This is a genomic window from Microvirga sp. TS319 (assembly GCF_041276405.1).
Taxonomy (GTDB): Bacteria; Pseudomonadota; Alphaproteobacteria; order Rhizobiales; family Beijerinckiaceae; genus Microvirga.
The window spans coordinates 205208-228861 of sequence record NZ_JBGGGT010000002.1; the positions used below are offsets into that span (position 1 = coordinate 205208).

The window sequence follows — 23654 nt, forward strand, 5'->3', positions numbered from 1 at the left end:
GGATTTGCAGCCCTGCGGTCAGAGCAGATCGGAGTTGGCCTCGGAGGGCTGGCCTGGATTGAACGTGCGGGCCAGGCGCTCGAAGCGCCAGCGGACGGACGGGGTCTCGCCCGGGCGGATGCCGAGAACGATCTGCTCCGTGCGGCGCATGCCGTCGGGCGCGGCCAGGAACACGCTGTCCTCTACGGAGGCTTCGACGGGAAGGGCCGAGAACTGCCAGGCCTCTTGGTTGGGCAGCACGAGCATGACCACCCGGCCGCCCTGCGCCCGGCTCGCCCGGACGCCGGGGGCGAGATGGAAGCGGATGACCGCTTCCGTCGTGGCGGCGCCTTCGCCCCAGAAGACGTCCTCGCCCTCCAGGAGATTGCCCTTGGGAGCGAGCTGCAGCCGACGTTCGTGGGTCAGGCCGAAACGCGGGCGGTAGCCGTCGTGGCTGGCGGTGAGAACCTGCGCGTGCTCGCGCTCGCTGCGTTCGGAGGTGACCCGCTCGGGGCCCGAGATCACCACCGGCCCGATGCGGCCGAGGAGCCAGCGCCCGATCCGGCGGTTCAGCCAGGTGCCCCTGTCGCCGACCATCTGGCAGGACGAGACGTCGCTGATCGAAGCGGTGGAATGCGCGGCCGTCGAGCGCGAGGCCTGGATGATGGCGTCGCCCGCAATCCGGGGCGTGCCGCAATTGACCACGATCCGCTGCGAACCCGAGGAGAACTCGAAGGACAGGCAACCCGCCCCAGCCTCCGTCGACAGGGGCGTCGGTGGCGGCGCGCCCACATCCATCACCAGCAGGCTGCGCCCGGCCTCCATCCGCTCGTAGCCCGAATGGGGCGCGTGCTGGATCGGCTGGCTGCGCATGTCGTCGTAGGTGAGCAGGGTGGCGAGATGATCCGCCGCCGTCACGCCCATGCCGTTGAAATGCGAGAGCGTGCCGTCTCCGTGACGGAACATCCGCACCATGGGCAGCATGCGATCGATGGCGTTGAGCAGGGCCCCGGGCGTGTCGACCTCGCGGCTGGCGAACATCTGGCGCAGCGGCAGAAGGTCGAAGAGCAATTCGACCAGGATGCGCGGATTGCGGCTCGCATGGCCTCCGTCGGCGAGGATCTGGCGTTCCAGCTCGCGGGCGAGCAGGCGGCTCGCCCGCCTCAAGTGCCGCTCGAGCCCCTCGCAGCACAGGCCCGCATAGCAGAGCGCGATGGCGGCCATGAGCTGCTGCTGGGGCAGGGCGCCGGAGCGCACATGGCGCTCGAGCTCGCGCACATGCTGCCCGATGAGGCGCAGGAAGCGCTGATAGAACGCATGGTCCGCCCCTTCGAGGATCAGCGGCGACTGGCTGATGAAGGACATGAGGCGGCGGGCGATCACCTGCGTGTCGCAGGCGGTCTTCCGGTCGCCCAGCTTCGACGAGACGAACTCGTCGACCAGCGAGCGGGCATTGGCCTGCGCGAGAGCGGTGCCGGCGGCGCGCAGGTGCCGCAGCCAGCCGAAGCCGTAGAGCGCCTCGGCCCATGCCCGGCTCGGCGGCGCGAAGGCGAAGGGCGATCGGCCGCTCGTGGTGATGGCGCGGCCCGCGAAGGCGAAAAAACCGGAATAGATGTCGGTCGCGATGGTGGGGTCGGCGGTGCGCAAATCCTGCGGCGCGAAGAGCAGGCGCACCGGCTGCGGCGTCCTGGTGAACACCTTGGACAGGCTCCAGACCGTGGCCCCACGCATGCCGCGGCCCGCCTCCGACAAGGCGAGCCTGTACAGACGCCAGCGATCTGGCCCGAAATCCACCCGTGGCGCTCCTTCACGTCAAGCTCGTCCGCGCCAGCATAAGGGGGAGTTCCTGCTGACTGGTTAACAACGCGTAAGCGCTTGCCGCATTGTTCGGGTTCATCAGGCTTGTCCTCAACCCGGCGAGGATTGCGGGGGCAACCCGTCCCGAATGAAAATCGGCCTTGCTTCTCCTTCGAGGCACCGCGGACGCAGCGCCTCAGGATGAGGACAGGGCCCGGCCTCTTGCAATCAGGATGCCTTCACGAAGCGTGCGACAAAGAAGCCGTCGAGGCCACCCCGCTCGTGACCGGGGGATACGAGATGGCAGGGCAGGGTGCGCAGGTCGCCCTCGGGGGTGAGGCATTCGGTGAGGCCGCCGATTTCGTCGGCCGTGATCGGCTGGCGGGCGAAGTCGGGATGACGGACGAGAAAGCCCGCGGCCTGCCGTTCGCCTTCCTCGGCTTCGAGCGAGCAGGTGCAGTAGACCAGGCGCCCACCCGGCTTCAGCAGGCCCGCCGCCTTGTCGAGCAGGCGCGTCTGAAGTCCCGAGAGCTTGCGGATGTCCTCCTCGCTCTTGGTCCAGGCCACGTCCGGATGACGGCGGATCGTGCCGGTGGCCGAGCAGGGCGCGTCGAGCAGGATGGCGTCGAAGGGCGCTTCATCGAGCTTTTCGGCATCGATGGCGCGGGTCTCGGCTTTGAGGTGGAGGCGGGCGAGATTGTCCTCCAGCCGCTTGAGGCGCTTTGCCGAGCGGTCGACGGCGAGCACGTCGGCGCCGGTCACGGCGAGCTGTGCCGTCTTGCCGCCCGGAGCGGCGCACAGATCCGCGATGCGCTCGCCGGGCCGGGCCTGGAGCAGGCGCGCCGGAAGGGCGGCAGCGGCGTCCTGCACCCACCATGCGCCCTCGTCGAAGCCCGGAAGGTCGCGGATCGCGGTGCGCTCCTGAAGGCGGATGCTGCCGGTGGGCAGCAGAACGCCGTTGACGCGCTCCGCCCAGGAGGCGGCCTCCTCCTTCACGGACAGGTCGACCGACGCCATGGCGCGATGCGCCTCCGCGATCCTGGCCGCGAGCTCCTCGCCATATTGCGCCACCCAGCGCTCTTCAAGCCAGGTGGGCGTGTCGAGCCAGGGCTCCTGCCGTGCCAGGATCATGTCGCGCTCGCGGGCGACGCGCCGCAGCACGGCATTGATGAAGCCGCCCGCGTGGGAAAGCTTCGCGTCCTCCTGCGCGAGCTGCACGGCACAGTCGACGGCGGCATGGTCCGGCACGTCGAGAAAGAGGATCTGGGCCGCGCCGGTGGCGAGAAGATGCAGCAGCCGCTCGTCCTTGGGCTCCCGGTTGAGGCGCTCGTTGAGCGCGCGGCCGAGGGTTCCGAGGCGGCGGAAAGTCACGATCGCGATGGCCCGCGCGAGGGCCTCGTCGCGCGCAGACAGGTTCTCCTTGGGCGAGAGCTCGTCCAGCACGTCGTCGAGCGGCACGCGCCGCTTCATGGTTTCCGTAACCGCCATCCAGGCGAGGCGGCGGGGACCTAAGCCCGCCTGTTCTTCCGATTGACTCAAAATTCTTAACCCCAAGGTCCGCGGCGGGGCGGCTGGCCCCAGGGACTCGATGCGCTTTGCGTGACGAAGCCGGCCTGCGGCGCGGCCCCCATCTCCTGCGCCAAAGATTGGAGCGCCGCAATCCTGTTTTCCGTCGCCGGATGCGTGGAGAACAGGTTGTCCATGCCGTGGCCGGAGAGCGGGTTGATGATGAAGAGGGGCGCCGTGGCCGGATGGCGCTCGGCGTCCATGTTGGGCACATGGGCCACGCCGCCCGCGATCTTCGCCAGCGCCGAGGCCAGCGACAGGGGCTGGCCGCAGATCTGGGCGCCCATCCGGTCGGCGTCGTATTCCCGCGAGCGGCTGATCGCCATCTGGATGATCATGGCGGCGATCGGCGCGATGATGACGGTCGCCAGCATCACGATCGGGTTGGGCCGCTCGTTGCCGCGCCCGCCGAAGAAGAAGCCGAACTGCGCCAGCGTCGCGATGGCGCCCGCGATGGTGGCGCTCACGGTCATGATGAGGGTGTCGCGGTTCCTGACATGGGCGAGCTCGTGCGCCATCACGCCCGCGACCTCGTCGTAGGAGAGCATGTTGAGAAGGCCCGTGGTGGCCGCGACTGCGGCGTTTTCCGGGTTGCGGCCGGTGGCGAACGCGTTCGGCTGCGGGTTGTCGATGAGGTAGACCCGCGGCATGGGAAGGCCGGCGTTGCGGGACAGATCCCGTACCATGCGGACCAGATCCGGCGCGGTCCGTTCGTCCACCTCCACTGCGTGATGGGCGGCGAGCGCCAGCCGGTCGGAGTTCCAATAGGCATAGAGATTGGTAGCAAGGCCTAAGCCCAGCGCGATCATCATGCCGGTCGCGCCGCCGAGCAGATAGCCGACGACGCCGAACAGGGCCATGAGGCCGGCCAGCAGCATTCCGGTCTTGACGGTGTTCATCGGGGTCTCCACGTCGAGCAGACAATCATCCGTTTCGCCCCTCATGTGGGAACGGTCGAGCTCCCGACCAAGAGCTCCCGACCAAGAGCGTCCGCGCCCATTGGCCTCTCCCGCAGCCAGTCCGGACCTGTTAAAAGCCTTGTCATGAGCACCAACGATACTCCCGAGAACACCTCGCGTCCCGTCCTGGATGGGGCCGCGCCCGGAAAAATCCTCTCGCCCGCGGCCCAGCGAGCCCTCGAAGAGGCCGCCCGGCGGCGCCATGAGATCGACGCCCACGCGGCCGAGATCGCCAGGGAGAAGGAACATCAGGGCCGTGGCGGGCTGGAGCCCGTGCGCTACGATGACTGGGAGGTGAAAGGCCTCGCCAGCGATTTCTAGAGCATCGAACGCAAAAGTGGGAACCGGTTTTGCGCGAAAAGATGCTCAAGATCACAATGCTACAGCGTCGGACGTGGGTTCGATCTCATGTCCGATGCTGTAGAAAATAATCGCGCCGGCATGTCACATCCGGCGTCGCCGCCTCGTCTTCGTGTCGTTCGCAACGCAATGCATAAGGACAAGACGATGAAAGCACGGTTGATGCCCTTCGAAGTGGCGGCAGGCACCCTGAAGCCCCTGATCGACCTGGAAAACACCCTGAAGAACAGCGGGCTGGAGCACAGCCTGATCGATCTGGTGAAGACGCGCGCCTCTCAGATCAACGGCTGCGCCTATTGCATTCACATGCACACCAAGGATGCGCGCGCCCGTGGCGAGACCGAGGAGCGGCTTTACCTCCTCGACGCTTGGCGGGAATCACCCCTCTACAGCGACCGCGAGCGGGCGGCCCTGGCCTGGACCGAAGCCCTGACGCTGGTGGCCGAGACCCATGCCCCCGACGAGGATTACGCCCGGCTCAGCGCGCATTTCACGCCCGAGGAGCAGGTGAACCTGACCGTGCTGATCGGCGCGATCAATGCCTGGAACCGCCTCGCCATCGGCTTCCGTTCCGTTCATCCGGCCGGAGCGGGCCGTGCGGCCGCCTGACGCCGATGCGGCGGATCAGTTCGAGCCCCTGAGGCCGGGGCTGATCCGCCATGCCTATCGGATGCTCGGCTCCGTCGCCGAAGCGGAAGACGTCGTGCAGGAGGCTTTTATCCGCTGGCACCAGACGGACCGCTCCGTCGTTCGGGAGCCGGCCGCCTTCCTGTCCAGAACGGTCACGCGCCTGTGCCTCGACGTGCTCAAATCGGCGCGGGTCCGGCGCGAGACCTATGTGGGCCCCTGGCTGCCCGAACCGGTCCTGGAGCCGTCCTTCGAGGAGGAGCAGGCGGAGGATCTCTCCCTCACCCTCATGCTGGCGCTGGAGCGGCTGTCGCCTCTGGAGCGTGCCGCCTTTCTCCTGCACGATGTCTTCGGGATGGGCTTCGATGAGATCGCCCTCACCCTGAACAGGGAGCCGGCCGCCTGTCGGCAACTGGCCGCACGCGCGCGAAAGAACGTCCAGGCCGCAAGGCCGCGCTACACGATCGCCCGGGACGAAGGTGAGCGCATGACGGACGCGTTCTTCGCAGCCTCGCGCAGCGGCGACCTGACGGCTCTCCGGAACATTCTGGCCGACAACGTCGTGGCCTATTCGGATGGCGGCGGCATTCGAAGCGCGGCCCTGAATCCGCTCTTCGGATTCCGCAGGGTTTCCGGCCTGTTCGTGGGGGTGGCGAAAAAGTCCCTCTTTCAAACCCCGCCCGTTCTCTACCGGGGACTGATCAACGGGTTGCCCGGATACGTCACTCTTGAGCAGGACGGCCTTCCGCAAACGACGGCGCTCGACATCCGGGACGGCCGGATCGTCGGCATCTATCTGGTCCGGAACCCCGAAAAGCTCCGGCATCTTTCCGCCCTGGCCGGCCCGGACGGCATCTGAAGATGTGCAGAGCGGATAACGGAACGGTTGTTCCGGCCCGGACCACCCGCCAGAGCATCGGACGCGAAAAGCGGAAGCCACTTTTGGGACCCCCTCCGATGCTCCCTTCTTAGGTGAGCGCATCGTTCCTGCGAAAAACCGGATCCACTTTTCCGCACGATGCGCTAACGTGCCCGAAACAAGGAGGGCTCATGGCTGAGGCGGGCAAGACGGCACGGCTGGAAATGTTCCGTGATATCCTGGGCGATGCGCACAGGGCGCTCGATCTGTCGTTCGGCTTCGAGCTGTGGGACGGATCCTCGGTTCCTGCCGACCTGCCGTCCTATGCCATGCGCCTCGTCATCCGGCACGAGAACGTGGTCGCGAGCCTCGTCCGGCGCCCGAACCTGGACACGGCCCTCAACGCCTATGTGTCGGGCATGCTCGACCTCAAGAACGGCACCATCTTCGACCTCGCCGCCCAGCGCCCGCAGAAGGCGGGCCGGCGCCTCAGACGCGTGGGCAAGCTCAAGGCCCTGAGGGTCGCCTATCATTTCCTGCGCGCGCCCGCCGACATGCCGCGCCCCCTGAACGAGGTCCAGGAGGATCCCGACGCGCGGGAAGGAAAGCCCCAGACCAACAAGAAGAACGTCGCCTATCACTACGACGTGTCGAACGATTTCTACGGCCTCTTCCTCGATCCGGAGATGGTCTATACCTGCGCCTATTTTCAGCCCGACTGGCACGACGACCTCGCCCGCGCTCAAACCGACAAGCTCGACATGATCTGTCGCAAGCTGCGGCTCAAGCCCGGCGACCGCCTCCTCGACATCGGCTGCGGCTGGGGCGCCCTGATCTGCCATGCGGCGCAGCATTACGGGGTCAAGGCCACGGGCGTGACGCTCGCCGAGGAGCAGGCGAAGCTCGCCCGCGAGAAGGCCGCACGCCTCGGGCTGCAGGACCGCGTGGAGGTTCTGGTGAAGGATTTCACCCAGATGGAGGGCGAGTTCGACAAGATCTCCTCCATCGGCATGTTCGAGCATGTGGGCATCAGGAACCACCCCACTTACTTCCGCTCGGTGCATCGGCTGCTCAGGCCGCGTGGCCTCTATCTGCACCACAGCATCGCACGGCGCGCCAAGAAGAGCGACAGGGCCTTCCGCAAGCTCAAGCCCGAATACAAGGCGCTCACGCGCTACATCTTCCCCGGCGGGGAGCTCGACCATCTCGGCATGTCGGTCGCCAATCTGGAGCGCTTCGGCTTCGAGGTGCACGACGTGGAGGGCTGGCGCGAACATTACCAGCGCACCACGCGCCTGTGGTGGGAGTCCTTGAGCGCCCGGCAGAAGGAGGCCGAGGCCATGGTGGGCCGGGAGAAGACCCGCATGTGGCTTCTCTATCTCGCCGGCTGCTCCTTGGCCTTCGAGCGCGCGGCCGTGGGCGTGAACCAGACCCTCGTGTCCAAGCGCACGCGCGGGCCCTCGGGCCTTCCGCCGTCGCGGGCGGATCTCTATGCCTGAAGCATCGGATGCGGGTCTGGCGTCTCGTCCGATGCTTCAGGGAGTGACCACCACCCGCGTTCCCACGCTCACCTGATCGTAGAGATCGATAATGTCCTGGTTGAGCATGCGGATGCAGCCGTAGGACGCGTAGGTGCCGATGGAGCCCGGCCGGTTGGTGCCGTGGATGGCGTATTCGTCGAGATCGAGGGTGAGGGCCCGCGCACCCATGGGATTGTTGGGCGCGCCGCCCGGAATCACGTCGGGCAGGCGCGGATTGTCGCGTTTGACTTCTCTCGGCGGCGCCCAGGCGGGCCGCACGTATTTCCCGTCGACCCGCGCCTCTCCGAACCATTGCTTGCCGGGCTTGCCCACGGCCACGCGGTAGCGCAGGGCCGTCCCATCGCCGCGCACGTAATAGAGCTGCCGCTCGCCCGTCCTGATCACGATGGTGCCGGGCGAGACGCTCTCCCGGAACGGCACGACCTCGCGGGCGGACGCGCCCGAGGCGGCCAGGAGCAGGGCGGCGAGCGCAACGGCGATCCGGTCAGACATGTCTCAAAACCCTCCAGCTTCGACAGCATGGGGATGAGACGCGAAGGAAACGGCCGCGGTTCCCGCTATTCGGTCAGCTTCTTGCGGCCCATATTCTGTGCGAAGCGGATGAGGTAGCCGTCCGGGTCCTGGACCAGGAACTCGCGCGAGCCGCTCTCTACATCGTCGCCTAAGCGATACCAAGCCTCGAACGGCTCCCGGTACAGAGGCCAGCCGGCCTCCCTCAAGGCGTTCACGACCGGATCGATGTCGCGGGCCGCGATCTGGAAATTGATGCCGCGCCCGAAGGGACGCTCCAGGGCACCCACCTCCCAGTTGCGGTTGATCTGGCACAGCATCACCTGCGCGCCCTCGCGCTGGAGATAGGCGAATTTCGCCTGCGGCCGGTCATACGCGACCGCGAAGCCGAGAAGGCCGCACCAGAAGCGCAGGCTCGCGTCGATGTCGGTGACGTCGAGTTCGGGCACGAGCGCATTGAAGCCGCCTTCCGGCAGGCGGCCCGTGCCGGAGGAGAGATTCCGCTCGGCCGAGGTCGGAAGGGTCATGGGAGTTCGTATCCTGGTGGTGTTTCGGATGACGCACCACCCCGCCATGCCCGGCCTTGGGCCGGACATGGCCGTCTTGATGGCGCGGTGGTTCCGAAGACGTGGATGGCCGCGACGAGCGCGGCCATGACGGGAGGGGCCTGATGAGGAGCCGAGCCTCGAACGATTACGCCGCCTGCGTGCGCTTGTTCTGGCGGTTGGTGATGAGGTCGTCGACTACGGCGGGGTCGGCCAGCGTCGACGTATCGCCGAGAGAGCCGAACTCGTCCTCGGCGATCTTGCGCAGGATCCGGCGCATGATCTTGCCGGAGCGGGTCTTGGGCAGTCCCGGCGCGAACTGGATCAGGTCCGGCGACGCGATGGGGCCGATTTCCTTGCGCACCCAGGCCGCCAGCTCCTTGCGCAGATCTTCCGAGGGCTCGATGCCCGCCATCAGCGTCACATAGGCGTAGATGCCCTGGCCCTTGATGTCGTGCGGATAGCCCACGACGGCGGCCTCCGAGACCTTCGGGTGGGCGACGAGAGCGGATTCCACCTCCGCCGTGCCCATGCGGTGGCCGGACACGTTGATCACGTCGTCAACCCGGCCGGTGATCCAGTAATAGCCGTCCTGGTCGCGGCGGCAGCCGTCGCCGGTGAAGTACTTGCCCGGATAGGTGGAGAAGTAGGTCTGCACGAAGCGCTCGTGGTCGCCGTAGACCGTGCGCATCTGTCCAGGCCAGGAATCGGCGATCACGAGATTGCCCTCGGCCGGGCCCTCCAGGACCTTGCCGTCCGCGTCCACCACTTCCGGCTTCACGCCGAAGAAGGGCCGCGTGGCGGAGCCGGGCTTGAGCTTCGTCGCGCCCGGCAGCGGCGTGATGAGAATGCCGCCGGTCTCGGTCTGCCACCAGGTGTCCACGATGGGGCAGCGGCCGTCGCCGACGACGCGGTGATACCACTCCCAGGCTTCCGGATTGATCGGCTCGCCCACGGAGCCGAGGAGGCGCAGCGATTTGCGGGAGGTCTTCTTCACCGGCTCCTCGCCCGCCTGCATAAGGGAGCGGATCGCGGTCGGCGCCGTGTAGAAGATGTTCACGCGGTGCTTGTCGATGACCTCCCAGAAGCGGGAGATCGACGGATAGGTGGGCACGCCTTCGAACATGAGCGTCGTCGCGCCGTTCGCGAGCGGCCCGTAGAGAATGTACGAATGGCCCGTCACCCAGCCCACGTCGGCGGTGCACCAGTAGATGTCGCCGTCATGATAGTCGAACACATATTGATGCGTGATCGACGCGAAGACGAGATAGCCGGCGGTGGTGTGCAGCACGCCCTTCGGGGTGCCCGTGCTTCCCGAGGTGTAGAGGATGAACAGCGGATCCTCCGCGTGCATCTCCTCGTAGGGGCAATCGTCCGAGACCATCTTCGCGGCCTCGTCGTAATAGACGTCGCGGCCGGGCACCATGTTGAAGGCTCCGCCGGTGCGGCGAACGACGAGCACGTGATCGACCACGCCCGGGCCGACGCGCTCGATGGCGGCGTCCACGTTCACCTTCAGGGGGACTTTGCGCCCGCCGCGCAGGCCCTCGTCGGCGGTGACGATGAAGGCGGACTTGGCGTCCTGGATGCGGCTTGCGAGCGAATCCGGCGAGAAGCCGCCGAACACGACGGAATGGATGGCGCCGAGACGCGCGCAGGCCAGCATCGCATAGGCCGCTTCCGGGATCATCGGCATGTAGATCGTGACGCGGTCGCCTTTGCCGACGCCGCGATTGCGCATGATGTTGGCCATGCGGCAGACTTCCGCATGCAGCTGGCGGTAGGTGATCTTCTTGGATTCGGAAGGATCGTCGCCTTCCCAGATGATCGCGACCTGATCGCCGCGGGTGTGCAGGTGCCGGTCGACGCAATTATAGGCCACGTTGGTGATGCCGTCCTCGAACCAGCGGATCGAGACGTTGCCGGGGCCGAAATGGGTGTTCTTGATCCGGGTCGGTTCCTTGAACCAGTGGATCCGCTTGGCTTCCTCGGCCCAGAAGGCCTCCGGATTCTTCACCGAAGCCTCGTATTTCGCGCGATAGCCCGCATCGTCCAGATAGGCGCGGTGGGTCCATTCGGACGGGACGTCGTAGATCTTCTCTTCCATGGCGCTTCTCCCAGACACCTCATGAGGGGGGTATTTAGGTCTAGGTTTAAGGAAAGAGAGTGGGGCTGAGCAAGCGGGACCGGGATCGGACTTTGGTCGTTGCCCCTTTCAAGGACAAAACTCAAACCCAAGACAGTGAAACTATATTGCTTTATTGACTGAAAGGACCTAGTCGTACTTGGCGACTTAGGGTGTGAGCAATGCGTTTCATGATCTACCCGCTCCTTGGCTTTATCGTCGGTGCCGGACTGGGCGCTTTTGGGGGCTATTACGGGTCTGAACTGCTCTCCTGGCTCACCCTCATCGATAGAATTTGTATGGAGGGCTCGTGCAAATTTGGCTCCAAAATGAATGGTTTCATAGGAATGATGGGAGGCGCCGGTTTGGGGCTTCTCATCGGTCTCTGGCGAGCATGGAGCCGTAGCAACAGCCCGCCCTTTGCTCCCACGGTCCCATAGCATGCGCTTTATCGCCCACACGCTGATAGGCGCTGTCATCGGCAGCTTGACCGGCGCTACGGTCGGGTTCTTCGGGTGGCTTGAATATGTCAGAATCAAAAAGCTCGACGGCGTGGCTGTTGCCTTCGGAGCTGTCTATTTCGGCTTTTCCCTCATGCTGATCATGGGCGTGCTTGGAGCTGCCATTGGCCTGTGGCGCGCCCGGTTCTTTCGCAAGCGCAGCGACCGCTATGGGCCTCCAACACTGATCAAGACCCTGAATGCCTGTCGCGCGTGGCCGACAGCCTTCCTGCTCCTGTCTGTTTGGATCGCAACGCCCCATGCGTGGGCCGAGACGGCCGAAAATCCCGCGCGGCGGCTGGTTAACGCCGCCCGTGCCCAAGTCGGCGTAACGCTCACCTACAACCCCGCTTACGTCCGCCTGTCGTATCCTGGAGGCGATGTCGCTCCCGAGCAGGGCGTTTGCACGGATGTGATCGTCCGCGCCTATCGTGCAGCCTTGAAGATCGATCTCCAGAAGCTTGTGCATGAGGACATGAAGTCTTCATTCGCGGCCTATCCCAGGCAATGGGCGTTGAGGCAGCCCGATCCGAACATCGACCACCGCCGCGTTCCCAATCTGCAGACGCTCTTTCAGCGCAAGGGCGCGTCGCTTCCCGTCACACCCGACCCTACCGATTATCGGCCGGGGGATCTGGTGACTCAGATGCTGCCTGGGAACCTGCCTCACATCGCGATCGTGTCGGATCGGCGCAGCCTCGATGGCGCAAGGCCGCTCATGATCCACAACATCGGCGCGGGCGCACGCGAGGAGGATGGGCTCTTCGCGTTTCCCATCACGGGGCATTACCGCTTCGTGTCGGCTTCGCCTTAAAGCCCGCCCATCTGGCAGAGGATGGACCATTCCTCGTCCGTCACCGGCTGGACCGAGAGGCGGGAATTGTTGACCAGGATCATCTTCTCGAGGCCGGGATGCTTCTTGATCTCGTCAAGGGTCACCGGCCGCGGAAAGGCCTTCACGGCTTTCACGTCCACCATGCCGAACCTGCCCGTCTCGTCGGTGTGATCGGGATAGTATTCCTTGATCACCTCCACGATGCCGACGACCGCCTTGCCCTCGTTGGAATGGTAGAAGAAGCCCTGCTCGCCCAGTTTCATCGCCATCAGGTTCTGCTTGGCGACGTGATTGCGCACGCCGTTCCAGTGGGTGCCCTTGTCGCCTTGCGCGACCTGGTGGTCCCAGGACCAGACGGAGGGTTCGGACTTGTAGAGCCACTTGGCCATGTTCTTCTTAACTCAATGTTCGGACTTGATGGGACGGTTCATGAGCACATCGACCGCCTCGTCGAGGGTCCATGCGCCCGAGAGGATTTTCTCGACGGCTTCGGCAATCGGCATGTCGATGCCCTTTTCGCGCGCCAGCGCCACGAGGGCACCGGCCGTCGTGGCGCCCTCCACGAGCTTTCCGCCCGAGGCGGCCTGCACGCCCATGCCCTGGCCGAGCCGAAAGCCGAAGGAGAAATTGCGCGATTGCGTGGACGAGCAGGTGAGCACGAGGTCGCCGAGCCCCGACAGGCCCATCAGGGTCCCGGCCTCCCCGCCATAGGCGCGGGCGAAGCGCAGAAGCTCGGCGAAACCGCGGGCGATCAGGGCGGCCTTCGCGCTCTCGCCGAGGCCGCGTCCGGTCACTGCGCCGCACGCGATGGCCAGAACGTTCTTGGCGGCGCCGCCGATCTCCACGCCGCGCACGTCCGTGCCGTGATAGACGCGAAGGGTCGGGCCCGAGAGGGCGACAGCGAGATCCTCGGCCAGGGCCGCGTCGCGGCAGGCCAGCGTCACGGCGGTGGGCAGGCCACGCACCACGTCATGGGCGAAGCTCGGGCCCGACAGGACAGCGACCGGAGCGCCGGGGCGGACCTCCTCAACCACGTCGCACAGGAAGGCCCCGGTGGTTCGCTCGATGCCCTTCGCGCAGAGCACGAGGGGCGTCTCGCGCGGGAGAATGCCCGCGAGTGCCCCTGCCAGTTCCCGCGTCGTCTGCGCGGGCGTAACGAGAAGGACCGCATGGCTCGCGGCGAGGAGGCTCAGGTCGGCGGTCGGCGCGATGCGGTCGAGCAGACGGGCGCCGGGGAGGAAGCGCTCGTTCGCGCGGGTGCCGGCGAGCTCCGAAGCCTGCTCCTGAGAGCGCATCCAGAGAATCACGTCGTTCCCGGCGATGGCGGCGGCATTGGCGAGCGCCGTTCCCCAGGCCCCGGCTCCGGCGATGCCGATGGGACCCGTCGCCCCGGGCATCAGGCCTTGGCTCCCACGGCTTGGCCGCTGGTGTCGAGGGGCCAGCGGGCGCGTGCGGGGGCGTCGATGTCGTCGATGAGGCCGAGCCGCATGCGCTCGAGGCCGGCCCAGGCGATCATGGCGGCGTTGTCGCCGCACAGCGCCAGGGGCGGCGCGACGAGCTTGAGGCCGGTCTCGACGGCCAGGCGCTGGAGGGCCTGGCGCATGGCCTGGTTCGCGGCCACGCCGCCCGCCACCACGAGCGCCTTCGGGGCGCCCGCGATCTCACGGAACCGGCGCAGGCCCACGCGGGTGCGGTCCACGACCACGTCGACGATGGCGGCCTGGAAACTCGCGCAGAGATCGGCGATGTCGGTCTGGGTGAGGGGGGCGATCTTCTCGGCCTCGATCCGCACGGCGGTCTTGAGGCCCGACAGGGAGAAGTTCGGCTCCGCCCGCCCCTGCATGGGCCGGGGCAGGGCGAAGCGCTCGGGGTTCCCCTTCGCGGCCTCGCGCTCCACCTGGGGCCCGCCTGGGTAGGCCAGGCCCAGCATCTTCGCCACTTTGTCGAAGGCCTCACCGATGGCGTCGTCGATGGTGGTGCCGATGCGCACGTAATCCCCCACGCCCTTCACGGCCACGAGCTGCGTATGGCCGCCGGACGCGAGCAGAAGCAGGTAGGGAAAGCCGATCCCGTCCGTGAGCCGCGCCGTGAGCGCATGGGCTTCGAGGTGGTTCACGGCCATCAGGGGCTTGCGGGTCACGAGCGCGATGGCCTTCGCGGTGGTGAGGCCCACGAGCACGCCGCCGATGAGGCCGGGGCCCGCGGCCACCGCGATGCCGTCGATCTGCTTGATCGTGCAGCCCGCCGCCTTGAGGGCGCGGGCGATCAGGCGGTCGAGCACCTCCACATGGGCGCGGGCCGCGATTTCCGGCACCACGCCGCCATAGGCCGCGTGCTCGGCAATCTGGCTCAGGACCTCGCTGGAGAGGATCTCGCCGCGCCCGTCGAAGCCGACGCCCACCACGGCGGCCGCGGTTTCGTCGCAGGTGGTTTCGATGCCGAGGATGCGCATGGTCTGTCGGTACCGTTGGCTCTAAGTGATCTTTCGGGCTTTCGGCCCGGCTGTCCTCACCCTATAGTCCGCCCCGCCGCACAAGATCAAACGCGGATGTTGTCCTCAAGCAGGAGTAAGCAGCGGGAATGACCTCTTCACCGACCCTGGTCATCGGCACGCGCGGCAGCCCTCTGGCGCTGGCGCAGGCCCACGAGACGCAAGACAGGCTGGTGGCCGCCCATAGCTGGGCGATCGAAAACCTCCCTCTGTCGATCATCAAGACCACGGGCGATGCGATTCAGGACCGTCCCCTCTCGGAAGCCGGCGGCAAAGGGCTCTTTACCAAGGAACTCGACATCGCGCTGCTCGAAGGCGCCATCGATCTGGCCGTCCACTCCGCCAAGGACCTGCCGACCACCCTGCCGGAGGGCATCGTGATCGCGGGCTTCCTGCCCCGGGAAGATGTGCGCGACGCCTTCATCAGCCACCGCTACAACAGCCTCGCCGAGCTGCCCCCCGGCGCCGTCGTCGGCTCCGCGTCCCTTCGCCGCCAGGCGCAGGTCCGCCGCCTGCGGCCCGACCTGAAGGTCACGCTGCTGCGCGGCAACGTCCAGACTCGGCTGTCCAAGCTGGAGCGCGGCGAGGTGGATGCCACTCTGCTGGCCATGGCAGGCCTGCGCCGTCTCGGGCTGACCGATCATGTGACCGCCATGCTCGATACCGACGACTTCCTCCCGGCCGTGGGGCAGGGGGCCATCGCGATTGCGATCCGTGCCGAGGACGCCCGGGTGCGCGAGAGCCTGCAGCCGATTCTCGATGCCGCCACCGCCCATGCGCTTGCCGCCGAACGGGCCTTCCTGACCATTCTTGACGGCTCCTGCCGCACACCGATCGCCGGCCATGCCCGCATGGTGGGAGACGAACTGGAGATCCGCGGCCTCGTCCTGCGCCCGGACGGCTCCGAAACCCTGGAGACGGTCCGGCGCGGCTCGCCGGACGACGCCGTGACGCTCGGACGCGAGGTCGGAACCGAGCTTCGCACCCGCATGCCGGCCGGATTCCTGGCAATCTGATGCGGATCCTCCTCACACGCGCCTACGAGGATGCGGAGCGCACGGAAAAGAAGCTCGCGGCCCTGGGTCACGAGGTGGTGATCGCGCCTGTGCTCCGCGTCGTGCTGACCGGCGATCCCGCGCCCGCGAATCCTCATGACGCCCTCATCGTCACCAGCGCCCATGCGGTGGAGGGCCTCGCCGCGTATCCGGACAAGGCCGTTCCCGTTTTCTCCGTCGGCGAGCGGACTACCGACGCGCTGCTGGAGGCGGGATTTACCTCCGTCGCCACGGCCGAGGGCGATGCGGTGTCCCTGTCCCGGCTGATCCGGGAGACGCTTCGGCCGCCCCGGACCTTGCTTCACGTTACGGCGCGCCATCATAAGGAAGAGCCGGCGGCCTCCCTGAGCGCCGCCGGATTCACGATGCTGTCCTGGGAGGTCTACGAGGCCGAAGCCTTGGCGGCCTTGCCCGAGGCGGCCCTGGAGGCCCTTCGCACTGGCAAAATCGAGGCCGTGCTCCATTATTCCCGTCGGAGCGCGGATCTTTTCGTACGGCAGGCGGAGAAGGCGGGGCTTCGATCCGCCATCCTGGGCTGCCTTCATGTCTGCCTGTCCGAAGATGTCTCGGCCCCTCTCAAGGCCATCGGCGCCGCTACGCGCATGGCAAGCTGGCCCCACGAGGATGCGCTCCTCGAACTGGTGCGGAGCCCTTCGTGACCTTCGTCACCGCTTCGCTTACGATGCGCTGATTGAGAGAAGGGGCATCGGACGCGGCGTTGTCGCGTCCGATACTCCGGGATCTTTGCCGAAGGAGAGGACCTTGTCCGAGAAATCCATCCCCTGTCCCTGATGCGCCGGCGCCTCCGGGGAACCGAAGGGTGCGCTCAAGCTTGCCTCAATTGCGTTCCAGTCCGAGTCCCCAGTCTGAGCCCGACGTGTCCGAATTGCCCTTCCAAGAGTGACCTGTGACCGATTCATCCGATCCCAAAGCTCCCAAGACCTCCCGCAGGAAACCTGCCCGCGAGCCGGCGACCATCGACCTGAAGGCGACGGTGGTCGACGAAGGCGTTCAGCCGGGCAAGGACACCGACAAGGCCTGGGATGCCGTGAAGCCCGAGGAAACGATCATGCCCAAGGCCGAGGCACCGGCCGAGGACAGCCCGGCTCCGGGGGAGGCGGCACCCGACTCGGGCCTTGCCGCCGACACCCTCGGGGCCGGCGCGGCCGCCGATGAGGGGCCGCCGCCCCCGCCAGACGAGCCGGACAGCGCCTCTTCCGGCCCGGCTCCGGCGCCCGCTCCGGAGCGCCGCGGTTCGGCCGCCGCCCTGATCGGGTCCGGCCTCCTCGGCGGCCTGATCGGTGCCGGTCTCGTCTATGGCCTCGGACAATGGCAGCAGACCTCACCGGCCCCGGAGGATCCACGCATCGCGCAGCTGGAGCAGCGGGTGAGTGCCTTGAGCCAGTCCCGGCCTGCCCCGCAGCAGCCGGGTCCGCAGAATGTGGACCTGTCGCCGATCGAAGAGCGCCTGAGGGTGCTCGAAGAGGCCCGCGCTCCCCTCGATCAGCGCCTTCAGGAGATCCAGGACGCCGCGAACCGCGCCGCCGCGCGGGCCGAGGAGGCGCTCAACCGGCCGCTGCCGGAGCCTGCCGCGCCGCCGTCCCAGAACGATGCGGCGCTGACCGAACTCTCCGGCCGCGTCGCCGATCTCTCCAATCGTCTCGGCGCCCTGGAGAAGTCCGACCGTCTCGAGACCGTGGAGAATACGGTCCGGACGCTCGAGGGCGAAGTGCGCGCCGGGGCGCAGAGCGCCGCCGGGGCCTCGAACGCGGTGCAGGATCTGAACCGCCGCCTAGGCGAGCAGGATCAGCGCCTCGCGGCCCTGTCCCAGCAGGTCGCCGAGAGCGGCAAGAGCGCAGAGGCGGCGGGCCAGACCAGCACGCGGGTCGTTCTCACCGAGCGCCTGAGCGATGCGTTACGCAACGGCACGCCCTATGCGGAGGTGCTGGACGCCTTGCGCAAGAACGGCGCCGATGCCGGGCGGCTGCAGGCCCTGGAGCCGTTCGCCGAGAAGGGCGCACCGACCGCTGCCGCCCTGCGCGCGAGCTTCGAGCCTCTCGAGGCGCAGATCCTGCGGGACGAGCGATCGGCCTCGGGCGAATGGTCCGACCGGGTGCTGCGCATGCTGGACAAGGTGGTCACCGTGCGGCCGGTGAACGAACCTAATGGGACCGGCGCCGAGGCCACGGCGGCGAGGATCCGGCAGGCCCTGGCCTCCGGTGACGTGTCGGAGGCGGCAGCCGCCTGGTCCTCCCTGCCCGAGCCCGCGCGGAGGATCTCGGAGGCGTGGGGGCGGCAGGTCCAGGCCGTGGCGGAGGCCCGGCAGGCCTCCCGCGATCTCTCCGGGGAAGCCCTCGCGGCCCTCAACCGTTCGACGCAATAAAAGGAACAGCCCAGAATGTGGCGTGCTCTACTTTTCATCGGTCTTCTCTGCGTCGCGGCCTTCGGGGCGGTCTGGCTCGCCGACAGGCCCGGAACGGTTCTGATCACCTTCGGCGGCTATGAAGTGCAGATGTCCGTCGCGGTGGCGGCCGTCGCCCTCGCGGGACTGGCTTTGGCTCTGGCCCTGCTCTGGGCGGCCGTGAGCACGATCCTGCGGCTGCCCTCGCGCTTGACCTTCGCGTCGCGGGCGCGCCGCCGCTCCCGGGGCTATCAGGCGGTCTCGCGGGGCATGGTGGCCGTGGGCGCAGGCGATACCATCGCGGCCCGCCGCTATGCCAACGAGGCCGAGCGGCTCCTCGGCCACGAGCCTCTGACGCTTCTCCTCAAGGCCCAGGCCGCCCAGGTCTCGGGCAACCGGGAAGCGGCGGAGGCCGCCTTCAAGCAGATGATGGACGAGGACGAGACGCGGGTGCTGGGCCTGCGTGGCCTCTTCGTGGAGGCCCGTCGCCGGGGCGATGCCGATGCGGCGCGGGAATTCGCCACAGAGGCCGTGCGCCTGGCTCCGGCGGCCGCCTGGGCGAGCGATGCGGTCCTGGAGGCGCGCTGCGCCGAGGGCGATTGGCGCGGGGCGCTCGACGCCATCGAGCGGCGCACGTCCCTCGGCCTTCTCGACAAGGCCACCGCCAAGCGTCACCGGGCGGTGCTTCTGACGGCCGATGCCCTCGACCGGACCGAGCGCGATCCCGAGGGCGCTCTGCGGAGCGCCCAGGACGCGGTCAAACTCGCGCCCGATCTCGTGCCCGCCGCCGCGCTCGCCGGAAAGCTCCTGGCGCGCCGGGGCGATCTGCGCCGGGCTGCCAAGATCGTGGAGACGGCGTGGCGCAGCCAGCCGCATCCGGATCTCGCCGAGGTCTATCTCAACCTGCGCCCGGGCGATTCGGGCCTGGACCGGCTCAGGCGCGCCGAGACCTTGTTCAAACTCTCGGGCGGCGCGCCGGAGGGACGCCTGGCGGTGGCCCGCTCGGCGCTCGAAGCGCGCGAGTTCGACCGCGTCCGGGATGCGCTCGAACCGCTGCTCGCGGACCGGCCATCCATGCGGGTCTGCCTCCTGATGTCCGATCTCGAACAGGCGGAGCACGGCTCCACCGGCAAGGGACGCGAATGGCTGGCCCGCGCCACCCGTGCCCCGCGCGACCCCGCCTGGATCGCGGACGGGGTCGTGTCGGATCACTGGGCCCCGATCTCCCCGGTGACCGGCCGTCTCGACTCTTTCGTCTGGCAGGCCCCGCCGGATGTGCTGATCGCGCCGGAAATCACCATGAGCGACGACGTCACGGCGGATCTCGACGACGAGCCCAGGGCACTGTCGGTGACCCCCGTCCGGGATGAACCGCAACCGGCCGCAGCCGCTTCCTCCGTCGCAGAGCCCGCATCGGCGCCGGCGGAGACCGTCGCGGCCGTGGAGACGGTCGAGGCGGCCTGGCCGGAGCCCGCGAAGGAGGACATGCCTTCGCCTCGGGCGGAAGCGGTGGTTTTTCCCGCGACGCCGCCGGACGTGCCCAAGCCCGAGGAGCCGGCGTCGGCCCGTCGCAGCGCTTTTTCTCTTTGGTAGGCAAAATCAGTTCTCGCCTGCCCTTGCCAAGCGGCAGGCGAGAGGGTATGAGGACGCCCTCTTCGATCGCATGATCGGCACGCCGCAATAGCTCAGCTGGTAGAGCACCTCATTCGTAATGAGGGGGTCGGGGGTTCGAATCCCTCTTGCGGCACCATTCTTCCTCTTGAATTTCAAGAGGTTGGAAAGGGGTTGCCTTAAGGGCAGGTTGCCGTTAAGCGATTGGGAGAGGGGCACGGGTTTCCACCGTGCCGCAGATCAGACTGGGGTCGTAGCTCAGTTGGGAGAGCGCGTGAATGGCATTCACGAGGTCAGCGGTTCGATCCCGCTCGGCTCCACCAATCTGATCGAAACGGAGCGTGCGGGTGTAGCTCAGGGGTAGAGCACAACCTTGCCAAGGTTGGGGTCGAGGGTTCGAATCCCTTCGCCCGCTCCAATTTCCAAAAAGGGCCGCCTTCGGGCGGCCTTTTTGCTTTTTCCGATGTCCGTGCCGGCGACTCTGCATGCGAAACGGGCCCTCTCGCCAGGGAGTGCGGAGGGCCCGCAGGGGTGACCTTGCAAAGGTTAGTCCCGAAGGTCATGCATCAGGGATGCTCGATCCGGCTAAACCGGTTCTGTAGGGTGTCGATTGTAAAGCTGGGAGTCGTCCGCCATGCTCAATCCGGCACGGTGGAGGACGCCATCAGCCCAGGCGGTGTTTCGATCTCAGCCTCCATCTCGTCCGGACCGGGGCGGGTGCCCGTCCTGTCATGACTGCGGTCGGCGGCCGATTCGGGAACCCGCACGGGCGATCTGCCGATCCGCTGTTTGCGACAGGCTCGTTCTCGGCGCGCGGGAGTGAGGCCTGTCATTGTTAAAAAGGCCCGCCGGGCCAACTTGTTTCAGCGTGGCGGAAAAGAAAAAAGCCCGGTATTGCCGGGCTTTAGGAGCGATCCTTCATGGCGGTGGGATCAGGTCAGGGCTCTCGCTCCTGCCCTGGAGCATCGGACGTGAGAGGTGGCCTCCGCGTTTGGGATCCATGCGACGCTCCCTTCTTGGATCAGCGCATCGTTCGTGCGGACCCGAAGGGCCGCACGATGCCCTAGCCTCAGGCGGCCTTGACGCCGGAGAGGAAGCTCGCGACCTCGTGGTCGAGCTCGCTGGAGTGGCGCGCCAGCTCCTGGGCGGCGCCCAGCACCTGATGCGCCGCGGCCCCGGTCTCGCCGGCCCCGTTCTGCACATCCGCAATGCTGCCGGTGACCGCCTCGGTGCCGCGCGCCGCCTCCTGGACGTTGCGGGCGATCTCGGCGGTGGCCGCGCCCTGCTCCTCCATGGCGGCCGCGATCGAGGTCGAGATCTGGCTCATCTCGGCAATCGTGCGCGCAATCTCCCGGATCGCCGTCACCGTCTCCTGCGTCGCCTGCTGCACCGCGCCGATCTGGGCCGCGATCTCCTCGGTCGCCTTGGCGGTCTGGGAAGCGAGCTCCTTGACCTCGGTCGCCACCACGGCAAAGCCCCGGCCGGCCTCGCCGGCGCGCGCCGCCTCGATGGTGGCGTTGAGCGCCAGCAGGTTGGTCTGGCCCGCAATCGTGCTGATCAGCTGGATCACGTCGCCGATGCGCTCGGCGGAAGCCGCGAGCGCCTGCACGGTGAGGTTGGTGCGCTCGGTGCCCTGCACGGCCCGTTCGGCCACCTGCGAGGACTGCCCGATCTGGGCGGCGATCTCGCGGATCGAGATCGACAGCTCCTCGGTGGCGGCCGCCACCGTCTGCACATTGGCCGAGGTCTGCTGGGCGGCCGAGGACACCGTCACGGTCTGCCGGCTGGTCTGGCCGGCCACCGCGCTCATCGACTCGGCCGTGGCCTCCATCTCGGTGGCGGCCGCCGACAGCCCTTGCGTCAGGGCCGAGACCTTGCTCTCGAAGCGCTGCGTGAGCGCGTCAAGCACCGCGGCCCGGCGCATCTTGGCCTGGGTCTCCGCCTCCTGCGCGGCCGCAAGACGACGCGCCTCCACCGCATTCTCCTTGAAGACCTCGACGGCCTTCGCCATCACGCCGATTTCGTCGCGGCGGGTCGTGCCTTCGACCGTCACGGCCAGATCGCCGCCGGCGAGGCTGCGCATGTCGGCGACAAGTTTCTGGATCGGACGGGAGATGCTGCGTCCCAGGCCGAAGGCGATGACGATCAGAATCACGGTCGCCAGCACGACGAAGATCAGGAACTGGTTGCGGTAGGAGGCCGCCACGGCTTCGAGATCGTCGATATAGACTCCGGTTGCTACCACGAGGCGCCATTTCTCGAAAGCCGCCGCGTAGGTCAGTTTCGGAGACGGCTCGGTCTGTCCCGGCTTCGGGTAGAAATAGGCAGTATAGCCACCGCCGGCCCGCGCGCCGGCGATCATGGACTTGACGTATTGCGATCCGGTGGAGTCGCGCAGCTCCGATCGGTCCAGGCCTTCCGTTTGAGGATTGATTGGGTGAACCCGCAGGAAGTGGTCGTAGTCATAGACCATGAAATATTCGGAACCCGAATAGCGAAGGGCGCGAATGGTGTCGAACGCGCGCTTCCTGGCTTCCTCCGCCGTCAGCTCGCCTTGCTCGGCGCGTTTGCCGTAATCCGCCATGATCGTCAGAGCGGCTTCGGTCAGATGCTTCAGCTCGTCCTTCTTGCGCTCCATCAGGATCGTCGAGATCGTCATCGAGCCATAGATCGACAGAGCCGCGAGGGCCAGAATGCCGAAGGCGATCCCGGCATAGAAGCGGCCGGCAACGCCCGTAAAGGCACGCAGCCATTTCGAGCGTGCTGTGAAAGTGTCCTGAGACATCCCCATCCCCATTTCGGCGCCGGCATCACGACGGCGCGCATTTGCAAGTCGGTGGGGACTTAGTGAGGGAAGCTTGCTTGGAGATTTCGCAGGAATTCGTCCTAGACGAGGGCGTACACTTTGCCGCACCCCAGCCGCAGACGCGTCGGCGCATCATGCGGAAAACCGGGTTCACGTTTCGGGCGATGGCTTAGAGAACCACGATGCCCGCGTGCTTCGCCTTATCGTCGGGCTCCACGTGAATCGTAATCAGCGCATCCTCGACCTCGTCCTTCAGCGCACGCTCCAGGCCGTCGCAGATGTCGTGGGCGTCCGTCACGCTCATGGTGCCGGGCACGACGAGATGAAAATCGATGAAGGTCATCCGGCCCGCATGCCGCGTGCGCAGGTCATGCGCCTCGATGGCTCCTTCCGCGTTACCGGCGATGATGTCCCTGACCCGCGCGAGGGTCGCCTCCGGAAGCGCTTCGTCCATCAGCCCGCCGACGCTCTCCTTGATGAGACCCCAGCCGGACCAGAGAATATTGACCGCCACGAAGGCCGCGAGAACCGGGTCGAGCCAGGCCCATCCGGTCACGGGCACGAAGACGAGGCCCGCGAGGACGCCCGCGGAGGTGAACACGTCCGTCATGAGGTGGCGTCCGTCGGCGGTGAGCGCGGGCGAGCGCAGTCGGCGACCCTGGCGGATCAGGATCGACGCCCAGATGCCGTTGATGACGCTCGCGACCGCGTTGGCGGCAAAACCCAGGCCGGGCGCTTCGAGCATCTTGGGCGAGAGAAAGCCGAAATAGGCCTCGCGCAGAATCATCAGCGCCGCCACGATGATCAGCACGCCCTCGAGAACGGCGGAGAAGTACTCCACCTTGTGGTGGCCGTAAGGGTGATTGGCGTCGGCGGGTGCCGCGCTCATGCGAACGGCCATGAAGGCCGCGATCGCCGTCACCACGTTGATGACGCTCTCCAGCGCATCCGAGTAGAGCGCGATACTGCCCGTCAGATGATAGGCCAAGTATTTGAGCGCGAAGACCAGCGCCCCGATGAAAATGCTGCCGATGGCAAGCTTTTGAACGCGATTCATGGCAGACGTCACAGGTGGTGCGGCGGGACG

The 23654-nt window shown here is 67.1% G+C and carries 21 protein-coding genes and 3 tRNA genes; 12 read left to right on the forward strand and 12 right to left on the reverse strand.

The features are described 5' to 3' along the window. Nucleotides 1-18 precede the first annotated feature (18 nt). The 3 genes from AB8841_RS10410 to htpX form a co-directional block, all read right to left on the reverse strand. Nucleotides 19-1773: a heparinase II/III family protein gene (locus AB8841_RS10410; RefSeq protein WP_370435785.1), complete on the reverse strand. Its 1755-nt coding sequence runs from the start codon at nt 1771-1773 to the stop codon at nt 19-21. A gap of 231 nt (nt 1774-2004) precedes the next feature. Beyond that, a complete protein-coding gene (locus AB8841_RS10415; RefSeq protein ID WP_370435786.1) occupies nt 2005-3315 on the reverse strand; it encodes an RsmB/NOP family class I SAM-dependent RNA methyltransferase in 1311 nt (436 codons plus the stop codon). 5 nt (nt 3316-3320) lie between these two features. Continuing rightward, nucleotides 3321-4241 carry a zinc metalloprotease HtpX gene (htpX, locus tag AB8841_RS10420; protein WP_370435787.1) on the reverse strand — a complete coding sequence of 307 codons (921 nt, stop codon included), beginning with the start codon at nt 4239-4241 and terminating at the stop codon, nt 3321-3323. A 144-nt stretch (nt 4242-4385) separates the two neighbouring features. Between htpX and AB8841_RS10425 the strand changes: the two genes are divergently transcribed. The 4 genes from AB8841_RS10425 (at nt 4386) to AB8841_RS10440 (ending at nt 7646) form a co-directional block, all read left to right on the forward strand. Then, nucleotides 4386-4622, forward strand: coding sequence for a DUF1674 domain-containing protein (locus AB8841_RS10425; RefSeq protein WP_370435788.1), 237 nt, complete (start codon nt 4386-4388; stop codon nt 4620-4622). Nucleotides 4623-4808: 186 nt separating this feature from the next. After that, a complete protein-coding gene (locus AB8841_RS10430) occupies nt 4809-5270 on the forward strand; it encodes a carboxymuconolactone decarboxylase family protein (RefSeq protein WP_370435789.1) in 462 nt (153 codons plus the stop codon). After that, nucleotides 5257-6147, forward strand: coding sequence for a sigma-70 family RNA polymerase sigma factor (locus AB8841_RS10435; protein ID WP_370435790.1), 891 nt, complete (start codon nt 5257-5259; stop codon nt 6145-6147). The genes AB8841_RS10430 and AB8841_RS10435 overlap by 14 nt, the downstream gene beginning before the upstream one ends. Nucleotides 6148-6338: 191 nt before the next feature. Next, entirely contained in the window at nt 6339-7646 is a 1308-nt protein-coding gene (locus AB8841_RS10440) for a class I SAM-dependent methyltransferase (RefSeq protein ID WP_370435791.1), read from the forward strand. Between the two features lie 36 nt (nt 7647-7682). Here AB8841_RS10440 and AB8841_RS10445 read toward each other — a convergent pair whose 3' ends face one another. The 3 genes from AB8841_RS10445 to acs all read right to left on the reverse strand — a co-directional run bounded on the left by AB8841_RS10445 (nt 7683) and on the right by acs (nt 10850). Further along, on the reverse strand, nt 7683-8180 hold the full coding sequence (locus AB8841_RS10445) for a L,D-transpeptidase (RefSeq protein WP_370435792.1): 498 nt from the start codon (nt 8178-8180) through the stop codon (nt 7683-7685). 65 nt (nt 8181-8245) lie between these two features. Continuing rightward, nucleotides 8246-8725 (reverse strand): bleomycin resistance protein, encoded by a 480-nt coding sequence (locus AB8841_RS10450; protein WP_370435793.1) that lies wholly within the window; start codon nt 8723-8725, stop codon nt 8246-8248. Nucleotides 8726-8891: 166 nt separating this feature from the next. Beyond that, complete coding sequence (acs, locus tag AB8841_RS10455) at nt 8892-10850, reverse strand: acetate--CoA ligase (protein WP_370435794.1); 1959 nt, start codon at nt 10848-10850, stop codon at nt 8892-8894. Between the two features lie 459 nt (nt 10851-11309). On the opposite strand from acs, the gene AB8841_RS10460 reads away from it, so the two are divergent. Continuing rightward, entirely contained in the window at nt 11310-12182 is an 873-nt protein-coding gene (locus AB8841_RS10460) for a DUF1287 domain-containing protein (protein ID WP_370435795.1), read from the forward strand. Here AB8841_RS10460 and AB8841_RS10465 read toward each other — a convergent pair. Genes AB8841_RS10465 through tsaD form a run of 3 tightly spaced genes read right to left on the reverse strand, consistent with a single transcriptional unit; the run spans nt 12179 to nt 14655 of the window. Then, nucleotides 12179-12592, reverse strand: a complete 414-nt coding sequence (locus AB8841_RS10465) for an EVE domain-containing protein (protein ID WP_370435796.1) — start codon at nt 12590-12592, stop codon at nt 12179-12181. The genes AB8841_RS10460 and AB8841_RS10465 overlap by 4 nt on opposite strands. 12 nt (nt 12593-12604) lie before the next feature. After that, nucleotides 12605-13600 carry an NAD(P)H-dependent glycerol-3-phosphate dehydrogenase gene (locus AB8841_RS10470; protein ID WP_370435797.1) on the reverse strand — a complete coding sequence of 332 codons (996 nt, stop codon included), beginning with the start codon at nt 13598-13600 and terminating at the stop codon, nt 12605-12607. Further along, the gene (gene tsaD / locus AB8841_RS10475; protein WP_370435798.1) at nt 13600-14655 is read right to left on the reverse strand and encodes a tRNA (adenosine(37)-N6)-threonylcarbamoyltransferase complex transferase subunit TsaD; all 1056 of its coding nucleotides are present in this window, start codon (nt 14653-14655) and stop codon (nt 13600-13602) included. Before tsaD ends, AB8841_RS10470 begins: the two co-directional genes overlap by 1 nt. 128 nt (nt 14656-14783) lie before the next feature. Between tsaD and hemC the strand changes: the two genes are divergently transcribed. From hemC to AB8841_RS10510, 7 genes are all read left to right on the forward strand, one after another. Next, nucleotides 14784-15710: a hydroxymethylbilane synthase gene (hemC, locus tag AB8841_RS10480; RefSeq protein ID WP_370435799.1), complete on the forward strand. Its 927-nt coding sequence runs from the start codon at nt 14784-14786 to the stop codon at nt 15708-15710. Continuing rightward, a complete protein-coding gene (locus tag AB8841_RS10485; RefSeq protein ID WP_370435800.1) occupies nt 15710-16408 on the forward strand; it encodes a uroporphyrinogen-III synthase in 699 nt (232 codons plus the stop codon). Before hemC ends, AB8841_RS10485 begins: the two co-directional genes overlap by 1 nt. A 248-nt stretch (nt 16409-16656) precedes the next feature. Continuing rightward, nucleotides 16657-18132, forward strand: a complete 1476-nt coding sequence (locus tag AB8841_RS10490; RefSeq protein ID WP_370435801.1) for a COG4223 family protein — start codon at nt 16657-16659, stop codon at nt 18130-18132. 15 nt (nt 18133-18147) lie between these two features. Next, nucleotides 18148-19743, forward strand: coding sequence for a heme biosynthesis HemY N-terminal domain-containing protein (locus AB8841_RS10495; protein ID WP_370435802.1), 1596 nt, complete (start codon nt 18148-18150; stop codon nt 19741-19743). A gap of 81 nt (nt 19744-19824) precedes the next feature. Then, nucleotides 19825-19900 (forward strand) — tRNA-Thr (locus AB8841_RS10500). 108 nt (nt 19901-20008) lie between these two features. Beyond that, a tRNA-Ala gene (locus AB8841_RS10505) sits at nt 20009-20084 on the forward strand. Between the two features lie 20 nt (nt 20085-20104). Further along, nucleotides 20105-20179 (forward strand) — tRNA-Gly (locus AB8841_RS10510). Nucleotides 20180-20399: 220 nt separating this feature from the next. Here AB8841_RS10510 and AB8841_RS10515 read toward each other — a convergent pair. The 3 genes from AB8841_RS10515 to AB8841_RS10525 form a co-directional block, all read right to left on the reverse strand. Beyond that, the gene (locus AB8841_RS10515; RefSeq protein WP_370435803.1) at nt 20400-20528 is read right to left on the reverse strand and encodes a hypothetical protein; all 129 of its coding nucleotides are present in this window, start codon (nt 20526-20528) and stop codon (nt 20400-20402) included. 302 nt (nt 20529-20830) lie between these two features. Next, nucleotides 20831-22546, reverse strand: a complete 1716-nt coding sequence (locus AB8841_RS10520; protein WP_370435804.1) for a methyl-accepting chemotaxis protein — start codon at nt 22544-22546, stop codon at nt 20831-20833. A 190-nt stretch (nt 22547-22736) separates the two neighbouring features. Continuing rightward, nucleotides 22737-23624: a cation diffusion facilitator family transporter gene (locus AB8841_RS10525; RefSeq protein ID WP_370435805.1), complete on the reverse strand. Its 888-nt coding sequence runs from the start codon at nt 23622-23624 to the stop codon at nt 22737-22739. Between the last annotated feature and the right edge of the window lie 30 nt (nt 23625-23654).